Genomic DNA, 9733 nt, shown 5'->3' with positions numbered 1-9733 from the left:
GTCGGCGAGGATTTCGTCGATGAGGGCGGGGAACTTCCCGTCGCGGTCCCTGATCAGGTAGCGCGCCCGGCAGCTCGCGTTCTCGAGGTCCATCATGAGGTTCTTGATGGTCTGTGCCACCCAGCCTGCGGTCGGGTGCGCGGTGGTGCCGTGGATGCGGATACGGCGGTTGGCGTGCTCGATGACTGCGAGGATGTACTGGCGCTGCCCGGTCGGGGTGACGGTCTCGATGAAGTCGCAGGCGGGCAGCGTTTCGGCTTGGGAGTGCAGGAAGCCGGCCCAGGTTGTGCTGCCGCGCTGGGGCGCGGGGTCGATGCCCTCGGTCTTGAGGATCTCCCAGACGGTGGAGGGGGGACCTTGATGCCGAGGTGGCGAGTTCGCCGTGCACCCGCCGGTACCCCCCAGTTCGGGTTCTCCCTGACCAGGCGTAGGACGAGGGCGCGTATGGAGCGGACGGTGGGTGGGCGTCCGGGCCGCTTGGGTCGGCAGGTGCGCGCGTGACGTTGATGTATCAGGTCGCGGTGTCAGCGCAGGACGGTGTCCGGGCGCACTAGTAGTCGCAGCTGGCGCAAGAGGTGGCGAGGCAGGGGAGCGAGAAGGGCGGCGAGGAAGGCCCGATCCTCGGGTGCGAACTTCACTCGGTCAGCGCCGAGTTGCCGCTCCAGGACGGTGATCTGATGCTGCAGCGCCAGAATCTCGACGTCTTTGTTCCGGTCGCCCATCGGCAGTAGCCGCAGCGCGGCGAACGTGTTTGTGACAGTCAGGTATGCCAGGCGCAGCAGCACGAGAGCTCATCCTGCCGCGTTCCGTTCCGATCTTGACGGCCGGGCGACGTGTTGGCCTAGAGGAAGCGGGCGGAGCCCACCACCGGCATGGATGGCATTCTCGGCAGGCGCAGAGTTTGTAGCAGTCCTGCGACAGGAGTTCGTTCACCACCAGATCGCAGCACGGTGCTCGACCGGGTCCACAGCTGACTGCGATGCCTCAGCCACCGCGTACCGACGGTTGATGGCCGACCGCCTGCATCTGCGGTTCTGGGCGGCGGGGTTGACGTGGCCAGGCGTGGCATGGATTCTAGTTACCGGCATAGACCAGTTGGGCTCAACTGATCTCGGTTGGAGGATCCGAGGACGCGGCGCAGAGCTCAGGTGTCGTTCGGCGTCGCGACTGTCACGTTGACTGTGGGTCTACCTGGGTGATGCCTGCGACCACGCGACGAGTCCGGCTGCGCCGGCCCGGCCCGGCCAGTCGCCGGAAGACTGCTCACGGCGGCGCGAACACCGATCCCGACAGTCGGCCGCGTGTCTGTTGACCCACCGGGCCGGCGAACCTCGGGTCGGTCAGCGTTTGTGGCCTCCCGCACGGTGTCCGCCGCGTCGGCGTGCATATCGATACATGCGCTGACTCGAATTGAAAGAGTGGAGGTTCGATGCTGTTGTCGCGTTCGTTTCGTGGCTATCGCCGCGCTGGATTGTTCGCCGGATTGATCGCGCTTGCCATTGGTCTGGTGAACCCTCCTCCTGCTCGGGGCGAGGCCCGGGCTGATGATCCGTTGGATGTGGTGCGCATTCTTCCGATGCCGCAGCATGTGGAGCCTCGTCCGGGAACCGTCGTACTGCCCGGCGATGTCGATGTCGTCGCGGGCACGGCCGTGGATTCGGCGGCCGAGGAATCGCTCGTGGAGCTGCTTGGGGCGCACGGTGTCACGGCCAAGGTCGTGCGAACCGTGGACACTTCTACGTCGCGCCCGTTGATCGTCCTCGGTGGACCGGGCGAGACGTCGGCGAGCACCACGGTACTGAGTGCACTCGGGGTTGAGGGGCCGGCGGGGTTGCCTGGGGAAGGGTACGTGCTGGCGGCCGGGCGCGATCGGCACGGGCGGCCGCGGATCGTCCTCGCCGGCGTAGACGGCGCCGGCACCTTCTACGCCGTTCAGTCGCTGCGTCAGTTGCTCGTGGCGAAAGGCCCGCGGACGGCCCTCGACGGTGTGGCCGTGCGGGACTGGCCAGGATACCGGGTGCGCGGCGGCATGGAGTCGTTCTACGGACCGGTGTGGTCACAGGAGGACCGGCGCTCGCAGATCGAGTTCCTGGCCCGGCACAAGATGAACCAGTTCTTCTACGGACCGGCTGACGACCTGCGTACCGGATCGAACTGGGACTCCCTGTACGACGAGGCGGAACTGGGCCGGCTGCGGGAGATCGTGGATCTGGCGAAGGTGCGCCATGTCGACTTCGTGTACCGGATCTCGCCGGAGGCGCCCATGGCGCCCAACCGGGGGATCTGCCACGTGCGCGAAGCCGACCGGGCCAAGCTGCTGGCACGCCTGGCACAGTTGTGGGAGATCGGCGTCCGTAGCTACGTCATCGCCTGGGACGACGTGTCCGGCAACTTCGCGTGCCAGGAGGACCGGGACGCTTACAAGGGCGATCCGTCGCCGCTCGCCGTCGCCCAGGCCGAAGTCACCAACCTGGTCCAGCGCGAGTTCATCGACAAGCGTCCCGGCGTCAGCCGCCTGGTGGCCGTGCCGACCGAGTACTGGGGCATGACCCGTACCCCGTACAAGAACCGGTTCGACGAGTTGCTGAGCACCGACGTCGACCTCTACTGGACCGGGCCGGAGGTGGTCTCGGCGAGCATCACCAGAGACGACCTGCGGGCCGCGAAGGACGCCTGGCCGCGGCACCGGATCATGCTCTGGGACAACTACCCGGTCAACGACTACAGCTCCAACCGGTTGCTGCTGGGCCCGCTGGTGCACCGCGACGCCGGCATGGCCGGCGACGTCGTCGGCATCTCGTTCAACGAACTCGTCCAGCACCAGGAGGCTTCGCACATCCCCCTCGGCACGCAGGCCGACTACGCCTGGAACCCCGCAGGCTACGACCCGGAGCGGTCATGGACGCGCACGCTCCAGATCGTCGGCGGCGACGCGTACCAGCAGCTACGGCTGTTCGCGGAGAACAACCGGGCCAGCATCCTGGACAACACCGCGCGGCCGGAGCTCGCCGCACTCGTCAGCCGGCTCATCGCCGACTTCTCTGCCGGCCGGCCGGTGAACGCCCAGCTCCAGCAGCTCGACGCCGAGATGCGCCGCCTGGCGGAACTTCCCGCCACACTCCGGGCGCGGCTGGACAATCCCGCGCTGCTCAAGCAGATCGAGCCCTGGCTGGACCGCGTCGGCGTGACCGGTGAGGCGGGTCGGGCAGCCGTGGACATCCTGCGGGCGCAGGACAGGGGGGACGGCGAAGCCGCCTGGCGAGCCCGGCGGGAGCAGTCGCGCGCCCGCGGCATCCTCGACCGGACGTGGCACCAGATCAGTCCCGGTCCGGTCGACGATCTCCTCAGCTTCGCGGCCGCCCAGAGCGACGGCTACATCGGTGACCGCTGGTACGGCGACGTCGGGGCGCCCACGGGACTACCGGCTGCCGCCCAGGGGTCCTCGCTGGGCAACCTGACCGACCGGCGGGACGACACGGCCTACGTCGCGGCCGCCAAGCCGCAGAACGGCGATGCGATCACGGTTCCGATCACCAAGCCGCACCGGCTGTCGGCGGTGACCGTGGTGCAGGAGGCCACCGCTCCCGCCAGCGGTGTGATCCAGGCCCTGGTCGACGGCGGCTGGGTGGATCTCGGGCCGCTCGCCGGCGGCTTCACCAAGGTGTCGGCGGCGAACCTGCCGGCCAGCGCGGTGCGGATCCGGTGGGCGTCGGGCAGCGCGGCCCCGCGCGTCTACGAGATCGTCCCGCACTACTCCGACGTGTTCAGCGGTACCGTCTCGGTCGATCCGCCCGGGGCGCTCATCGCGCCGGGGAAGACGAAGCGGTTCCAGGTCACCTTCGAGGTGTTCGCGGATCACCGGATCAGTGGCCGGGTGACCGTGGCCGCCCCGGCCGGCTGGACCGTCGACCCGGCGACGCAGGTGTTCCGTGTCAAGCCGGATGGCCGCACGATCGTCGCGAGCGTGCCGGTGGACGTGACCGTCCCGACCGGTGCCGGGGCGGGCCGCCATCAGGTCACGGTGTCCTTCGCCGAGGACGGCCAGCCACCGGTGACCGTGTCGCTGCCGATCCTGGTCGGGGAGCAGAACTACCCGAACCTCGTGGCCGGGGCCGACCCGGCCGGCTACTGGCGGCTCGGCGACGCGGCCGGTTCCAGCACCGCGGTGGACAGCTCCGCCGGCGGGCGGAACGGGACCTACTTGGCCGGCGCCAAGCCGGGCGCCATGGGCGCGATCACCGGTGACGGGGCGGCAGACCTTTCCGCCGGCTACATCGAGGCGCCGCGGAGCCCGCGGACCAACCTCCAGGGCGCTTTCACCCTGGAGGCGTGGGTGAAGCTCGACGCGCTCGCCCCGTCGCCTGGGCAGGCGGTCATCGAGAGCTACACCGGGCCGGCGGTCAACGGGTACGCGCTGCGGGTGGCCGACGGCGTCCTGCAGGCGTGGTCGCTGGGCGCTGCCGGAAAGGGATACGGCCTGGTGACGGGTCGTACCAGGCTGACGGCGAACACGTGGCACCACGTCGCCGCCGTCTTCGACGGGTCACGGCTGACCGTGTACATCGACGGCGTGGCGGACAACAGCGTCGCGACGTCGGTGTCACCCGGCAGCGGTACGGGGAGCGTCAAGCTCGGCGGCCGCGGCGACGACGCGAACCAGCGGCTGCTCGGCGACCTCGACGAGGCGGCGATCTACGACCGTGCCCTGACCGCGGCCGAACTCGAGGCGCACTACCTCACCGGTCTTCGCTGACCCGTCCTCCGGATGCGCGTCAGCCGCCCTGCGTCGGGGGGCTGACGTGCATCTGGATGGCGTAGCGGTCGCCGCGGTAGAGCGATCGGCCGTATTCCACGACCTTCCCCATGTTGTCGACGGAGATGCGCTCGATCAGGAACGCCGGGCTGTCCTCGCCGACCTCGAGCCGCTGCGCCTCGGTGTCGGCGAGCCGGGCGATGGTGACGGTCTGCCGCGCCGATTCGAGTCGCACCCCGAAGACGCGGCTCAGGACCTCGTACAGCGAGTCGTCGCGCTCCATCACCTTCAGCAGGCTGGGGAAGCGTGCCGCGGCGAGGTTCGTGCGCTCCAGCGCCATCGGGATGCCGTCCGCCGTACGGATCCGCTCGATGTAGTGGGTTGGGTCGCCGGGGGCGATGTCGAGGTTGGCGGCGACCAGTCGGGTGGCCGGGCGGGTGCGGGCGCGGTACGACTTGGCGCCCGGCGTCATGCCGCGCATCCGCATGTCCTCGCTGAACGAGCGGAAGATCTCCGAGTGGGTCAGCGTGGGGTGCTGCACGAAGGTCCCACGCCCGGGGACCCGCCGGACCATTCCCCTCGACTCCAGGGCGTCGATGGAGCCCCGGACGGTCATCCGGGCGACGCCGAACCGTTCGGCGAGGACCCGCTCGGAGGGGAGCAGCGCGCCGTCCCGCGAGTTCAGGACCATGGCGGTGAGGACGTCCCTGATGTGTTCGCCCTTGCCGGCGTGGTGCTCCGCCGGCAGCGGCTCAAGGGCCCCGTCGATCGGCTCGTGTCGCGGTCTTGGCACGGACCAGCTCTCCTTCCTCAGTGAGTGAAGCCATCGTACGGGCAACCGCCCGGTCGGCGGGGGAGGCCGGCGCAACCGTTGACCGTCGGTCTATACCAGTATTAGTCTCGGCTGGTCTGCCACGTCCAGCAGGTGGGCCATGACGATCGGAGATGTGATGCCCGGAAGACGCGGTGTGTTAGGGGCGGCAGCGCTGCTCGCCTTCGCCCTTGCTGCGTGCGCGCCAGGCGGCGAGGGCGGCGGCGAGGCCGTCAACCTGAAGGTCTGGGGCTGGCGGCAGGAGGATGTCGCGGCGTACAAGAAGATCTTCCAGATCTACGAGAAGGCCCATCCGGGCCTAACCGTGGAGTACCTGCCCTACAAGAACACCGAGTACGACACGATCCTCAAGACCGGCCTCACCGACTCCAACGGCCCCGACGTGGCGCAGCTGCGCTCCTACGGACTGCTCCAGCCGCTGGTCGGCGCCGGCAGCCTGGTGCCTCTCGACGACCAGGTCGACAAGCTCGGCGGATTCCCGAAGCCAGTCCTCGACGGTGCGAGGGGCGAGAAGGACGGGCGCGTCTACGGCGTTCCGTTCGCGATCCAGACGCTGCACGTCATCTACAACAAGAAGATCTTCGCCGACAACGGCATCGCCGCCCCCACCACCTGGGCGGACATGATCGCGGGCTTCGACAAGCTCAGTAGGGCCGGCGTGACCCCGCTGGCGAACACCGTCACCGACAAGTGGATGCTGCCGATCGAGCAGGAGATCTTCGGCGCCGCCACGTACGGCGGGCCCGACTACCTCACCAGGATGCTCAGCGGCTCGGCCAAGTTCACCGACGCGCCCTGGGTGAACTCCCTCGAGACCTGGAAGAGCACCCAGAAGTACTGGCCGGCGCAGGCGTCCGGGGTGAGCTACACCGACGCGCAGGCGCTCTTCACCTCCGGGCGGGCCGCCGCGTTCCCTGGTGGCGTGTGGGAGCTCGCCGGATTCGCGAAGGCCGACCCCCAGCTCCAACTGGGCATCTTCAACGTGCCGCCGGCGCCCGGCGCGTCGGTCGACAAGACCCTCGTGCCCGGCTACGTCGACGGCTCGTTCGGCGTCTCGGCGAAGTCGCCCCACCGGGACGCGGCGCTGGACCTCGTGCGGTGGATGGCGACCCCCGAATTCGGCAAGGCACTGTCCACCGAGCTCGGTCAGATCTCCCCGGTGCCCGGCGTCGAGCCGCAGGACGAACTCCTGGCCCAGGCCCTCAAGGCGTACCAGGCGAACCCGAGCCCGTACGTCACCTACGCGTACTTCTCCAGCGGCACACCTACCGCCTGGGACCTCGCCTCCGAAGCGTTCTCCAACTACGTCCTCGGCCGAAGCAGCGCCGCCGACGCGGCCGCGCACATCCAACGAGGGGTCGATCAGTGGTTCCGACCCAAGAACTGACGGTCCCTCCTGCCCGGCGGCCACGCCGCCGGGCAGGACGGGTCTCGGCCGGGTGGATCACGACCTTCTGCCTGCCGGCGATCACGCTCTACGGCCTCTTTCTCGTCGTACCGATCGTCACCGCCTTCTACTACGGGCTGTTCCGCTGGGACGGCACCCGGCAGGGGGCGTTCGTCGGAGTCGGCAACTACCGGGAGATCCTCACTCGCTACCCGCTGAGTGACGAGATTCCCGCCGCGCTCGGGCACAACGTGCTCTTCTTCGTCGGAACCATGGCGATCCAGAACACCGTCGGGCTCGGCCTGGCGGTGCTCCTGCACCGCAACCCCTGGGGCAAGCGGCTGTTCCAGACGCTCTTCTCGCTTCCGTACCTGATCAGCCCGCTGATCGTCGGGTACATCTGGTCGTTGCTGCTGAGCCCCACCTTCGGCCCGGTCAACTTCGCGCTGAGGGCGATCGGCCTGGACGCCTGGGCGCGCCCCTGGCTCGGCGAGCCGGACCTCGCCCTGCCCGTACTGATCCTGGTCAACGCCTGGCAGTGGATCGGCGGACCGATGCTCATCTTCGGCGCCGCCCTGGCCGGTATCCCCCAGGAGTTGGAGGAGGCGGCCGCGATGGACGGCGCGTCATCGGCCCGGACGTTCTGGAGCATCCGCTTCCCGCTCCTGATGCCGGCGGTCGGCGTGATCACCGTGCTGACCTTCATCGGATGCTTCAACATCTTCGACCTCGTCTACGCGCTCGGCGGTTCCGACGGCGGACCCGGCGGCGCCATGGACGTCCTGGGCCTGCTCTACTACCGGACCGCGTTCCGGGGCGGCAGTAACGCGATCGGAGAGTCCTCGGCGTTGGCCATGCTGATCTTCGTGCTCATCTTCGGCGTCTCCCTCGCCCTGGAGCGGGCGCTGCGCCGCCGGGAGGTCCACTAGATGAGCGTCGTTCGCACCGCCCCCCGCGCGGCACGGCAGGCCGGGGACGACCACCCACCCGCGCGCGGCACCCGCCGGCGTTCGCCGCTGCACGTCGCCGGCAGCCAGGTGCTCCTGTGGGCCTACGCCGCGATCGCCTTCGGCCCGCTGCTGCTGGTGCTGATCGGATCGCTGCGACCCAACGCGGAGATCCTCCGGACACCGGTCGGCCTGCCCCGCTCGTTCGACCTGACCAACTACGCCCGCGCCTGGCAGACCGCGTCGATCTCGACGTACTTCGTCAACTCCCTGATCGTCACCTGCGCCTCGGTGGCGCTGTGCGTCACCGTGTCGGCGATGGCGGCCTACGCCCTGTCCAGGTGGAAGTTCCGGGGCCGCGCCCTGCTGGCGGCGTTCTTCCTGTCCGGGTTGATGATTCCGGCGAAACTCGGCCTGCTGCCGGTGTTCTACATGTTCCAGTCGATGGGTCTGATCGACAGCCGGATCGGGTTGGTGCTGCTCTACGCGGCGAGCGGAATCCCGTTCTCGGTCTTCGTGATCATGGGCTTCATGCGGGGATTCCCCGGTGAACTGGAGGAGGCCGCGCGGATCGACGGCGCGCACGAGGGCCGGCTGTTCGTGTCGATCGTCCTGCCCCTGATGCGGCCGGCGCTCGCGGTCGCCACGGTCTTCCAGTTCGCGCCGACCTGGAACGACTTCTTCTACCCGTTGGTGCTGCTGCGCACTGTGGACAAGTACACCGTGCCGGTCGGGCTGACCCGGTTCTTCGGCGAGTTCGCCACCGACCGCGGCACCCTGTTCGCCGGACTCGTGATCGCCGTGGTACCGCTGGCCGTGGTGTTCGCGCTCGCGACCAAGCAGATTGTCGCAGGGCTGACCGCAGGGATGTCGCGATGACAACGACGATCACCATCGACGGCGGCAAGTCGGAACTTCGGCTGCTGCTGCGTACCCCGGCGGGCCGCGCGATCGGCATCGGCCCGGGCTTCTCCTACCGTCCGGACGAGGACGGCGTCGACCGGATACTGGCCGCCGTTCGTGGCGCCGCGGCGACGATCTCCCTACCCACACAGGTGGCCGGCGTGGTCGCCGGCCTGACCGGGGTACCGGGGGAGCGCGCCGAGCGCCGGCGTCTCGCCCTCGCCCTCGAGCGGCAGTTCGGCGGCCCGGCCGTCGTCGTGGAGGACAGTGTCCTCGCGCACGCCGGCGCTCTCGGTGGTCCCGGCGTGCTGCTGTGCGTCGGTACCGGGACGACCGTGCTCGCGGTGGACTCCGACGGCGACCACGTACGGCTCGACGGATGGGGTCCGCACCTCGGTGACCGCGGCAGCGCGTACGCCATCGGGCTGGCCGGAATGCGCGCCGCGACCGCGTCGCATGACCAGGTCGGACCGACAACCGTGCTGACCGACCGCCTCGTCACGGCACTCGGCGGCATCGACCTGGCGTCACTCCAGCGCTACTACCGGGACCCCGCCATGATCTCCCGCACCGCGGCCTTCGCCCGCGACGTGCTCGACGCGGCCGCCCAGGCCGACTCGGTGGCCGGCCTGATCTGCGCCCACGCGGCGACCGATCTCGCCGACGCGGCGCAGGCGGCAGCCGTCCGGCTCGATCTCAGCCGGGCGGCCCAGCAGGTGTCCTTCAGCGGACGGCTGCTGACCCCGGGAAACGCTCTCCACCAGGCGCTGGCGGCTGAACTTGAGACCAGGGGGCTGCCCCTGGTCAGCCCCAGAGCGGAGCCGCTTGATGGTGGTCCGGCGCTGCTGAGCGGTGTCGACCCCTACGCACGCCTGCTCGCGAGCCAGGGAACCGGTGGCGACGCATGAGGG

7 protein-coding genes and 1 pseudogene are annotated in these 9733 nt (G+C 69.5%); 6 read left to right on the top strand and 2 right to left on the bottom strand.

Features of this window, described 5'->3' with window-relative positions:
• Positions 1-524: 524 nt before the first annotated feature.
• A complete protein-coding gene (locus tag ABZ321_RS52590) occupies positions 525-785 on the bottom strand; it encodes a hypothetical protein (RefSeq protein ID WP_354903945.1) in 261 nt (86 codons plus the stop codon).
• Between the two features lie 644 nt (positions 786-1429).
• On the opposite strand from ABZ321_RS52590, the pseudogene ABZ321_RS52585 reads away from it, so the two are divergent.
• Positions 1430-1993 (top strand): annotated as a pseudogene (locus ABZ321_RS52585) (glycoside hydrolase family 20 zincin-like fold domain-containing protein); the annotation flags it as partial.
• Positions 1994-4753, top strand: coding sequence for a beta-N-acetylglucosaminidase domain-containing protein (locus ABZ321_RS52580; protein WP_354903946.1), 2760 nt, complete (start codon positions 1994-1996; stop codon positions 4751-4753).
• 19 nt (positions 4754-4772) lie between these two features.
• On the opposite strand, the gene ABZ321_RS52575 is transcribed toward ABZ321_RS52580, so the two are convergent.
• On the bottom strand, positions 4773-5546 hold the full coding sequence (locus ABZ321_RS52575) for a GntR family transcriptional regulator (RefSeq protein WP_344508928.1): 774 nt from the start codon (positions 5544-5546) through the stop codon (positions 4773-4775).
• 175 nt (positions 5547-5721) lie between these two features.
• On the opposite strand from ABZ321_RS52575, the gene ABZ321_RS52570 reads away from it, so the two are divergent.
• From ABZ321_RS52570 to ABZ321_RS52555, 4 genes are read left to right on the top strand one after another with little or no spacing between them, the layout of a single operon-like run.
• Positions 5722-6972, top strand: coding sequence for an extracellular solute-binding protein (locus ABZ321_RS52570; protein ID WP_344508926.1), 1251 nt, complete (start codon positions 5722-5724; stop codon positions 6970-6972).
• Positions 6951-7901 carry a sugar ABC transporter permease gene (locus ABZ321_RS52565; protein WP_354903942.1) on the top strand — a complete coding sequence of 317 codons (951 nt, stop codon included), beginning with the start codon at positions 6951-6953 and terminating at the stop codon, positions 7899-7901. The genes ABZ321_RS52570 and ABZ321_RS52565 overlap by 22 nt, the downstream gene beginning before the upstream one ends.
• Positions 7902-8798 (top strand): carbohydrate ABC transporter permease, encoded by an 897-nt coding sequence (locus ABZ321_RS52560; RefSeq protein ID WP_344508923.1) that lies wholly within the window; start codon positions 7902-7904, stop codon positions 8796-8798.
• Positions 8795-9730: a BadF/BadG/BcrA/BcrD ATPase family protein gene (locus ABZ321_RS52555; protein WP_354903940.1), complete on the top strand. Its 936-nt coding sequence runs from the start codon at positions 8795-8797 to the stop codon at positions 9728-9730. Before ABZ321_RS52560 ends, ABZ321_RS52555 begins: the two co-directional genes overlap by 4 nt.
• The last annotated feature ends 3 nt before the right edge of the window (positions 9731-9733 follow it).

Source organism: Dactylosporangium sp. NPDC006015, from assembly GCF_040614215.1.
Classification (GTDB): Bacteria; Actinomycetota; Actinomycetes; order Mycobacteriales; family Micromonosporaceae; genus Dactylosporangium; species Dactylosporangium maewongense.
The sequence above is the reverse complement of the archived record's forward strand: the minus strand, read 5'-3'. Positions and strand labels throughout refer to the sequence as shown.